The following is a 1,482-nucleotide window of genomic DNA, read 5'->3' as shown; positions in this document are numbered from 1 at the left end:
ATCGGGCGGCCGTGCAGGAAACGGAGCCCGCGCATGGATCTGCTGACCGCGCTGCGCACCCACCGGCTCGTCGCGATCGTCCGCGGCGCCGACCCCGATGCCGCCTACCGCTCGGTGCTGGCCCTCGTCGAGGAGGGCGTCGCGCTGGTCGAGGTGTCGCTCAGCGGCGCCGGCGCGCTGGACGTCATAGCCCGGGCCCGCGCCGCGCTGGGGCCGGCCGCGCCGCTCGGGGCCGGCACCGTGCTCACCGCCGACCAGGCCCGGGCCGCGTCCGCGGCCGGCGCGGACTTCGTGGTCACCCCGGCCCTCGGCGAAGGGGTGACCACCGCCCGCTCGTTGGGGCTGCCGGTGCTGGCCGGCGTGATGACGCCGACCGATGTGCTGGCCGCCGTGCGGATGGGCGCCGAGGCGCTGAAGATCTTCCCCGCGGCGCAGGCCGGCGGCCCCGGCTATCTGCGGGCCCTGCGCGGCCCCTTTCCCGACCTGCCCTTCGTGCCGGTCGGCGGGGTGGACGCCACTGCGGCCCGCGCCTATCTGGGCCGCGGGGGCCACCGCCGTCGGCGTCGGTTCGCCGCTGGTCGGGGACGCGGCCGACGGCGGCAGCCTGGAGGCGCTGCGGAAACGGGCCCGCGCCTTCCGCGCGGCCGTCGCGGAGTCCGCCACCGGGCCGGATCCCCGGTGAGCGTGTTCGGCCGGGGACCGGTCGTCTGCATCGGCGAGACCATGGCGGCGCTCGTGCCCGAGCCGGTCGGACCGCTCGCCGCGGCGGCGGAGCTGCGGATCGCGGTGGCCGGCGCCGAGTCCAATGTGGCGATGTACCTCGCCGATCACGCGGTGCCGGTCCGCTGGGTGTCGGCAGTGGGCGATGACCCGTTCGGGGAGCGGGTGCGGGCCGAGGTGTCCGCGCGGGGCGTGGACGTGGCCGGGGTGCGCACCGATCCGTCCCGGCCGACCGGACTGCTCGTCAAGGACCCCGGGGCCGGCGGGTCGGCGGGGACCCGGGTGCACTACTACCGGCGGGGCTCGGCCGCCGCCGCCCTCGGGCCCGCACTGCTGGCGGACCCGGCCGTGCGCGACGCGGGGCTGCTGCACCTGACCGGCATCACCGCCGCCCTGTCGCCTTCCTGCCGCCGGCTGCTGGCGGAGTCGCTGGACGGCCCGCATCCGGTCAGCTTCGACGTCAACCACCGCCCCGCGCTGTGGACCGAGGGCGGCGCCCCCGGTGTGCTGCGCGACCTGGCGGACCGGGCCGACCTGGTCTTCACCGGGCTGGACGAGGCCCAGGCGCTGTGGGGCGGGCGGATCACCGGCCCGGCCGACGTGCGGGCCCTGCTGCCCGGCCCGCGGCTGCTCGTGGTGAAGGACGGCGCCCGCGCCGCCACCGCGTTCGACGGCGCGACCGTGTGCACGGTGCCGGCCCTGCGGACCGAGGTCGTCGAACCGGTCGGGGCCGGCGACGCGTTCGCGGCCGGCTTCCTGGCC

General features: G+C 78.3%; 2 pseudogenes. Both read left to right on the top strand.

Annotated features, from left to right (window positions below):
* The first annotated feature begins 33 nt into the window (after positions 1-33).
* Positions 34-682, top strand: a pseudogene (locus GA0115240_RS32655) (bifunctional 4-hydroxy-2-oxoglutarate aldolase/2-dehydro-3-deoxy-phosphogluconate aldolase).
* A pseudogene (locus GA0115240_RS32650) lies at positions 672-1,482 on the top strand (sugar kinase); the annotation flags it as partial. The pseudogenes GA0115240_RS32655 and GA0115240_RS32650, both read left to right, overlap by 11 nt.

The sequence above is a fragment of the Streptomyces sp. DvalAA-14 genome (assembly GCF_900091855.1).
In the GTDB taxonomy this organism is placed as follows: domain Bacteria; phylum Actinomycetota; class Actinomycetes; order Streptomycetales; family Streptomycetaceae; genus Actinacidiphila.
This window is presented reverse-complemented; position numbering and strand designations above follow the sequence as displayed.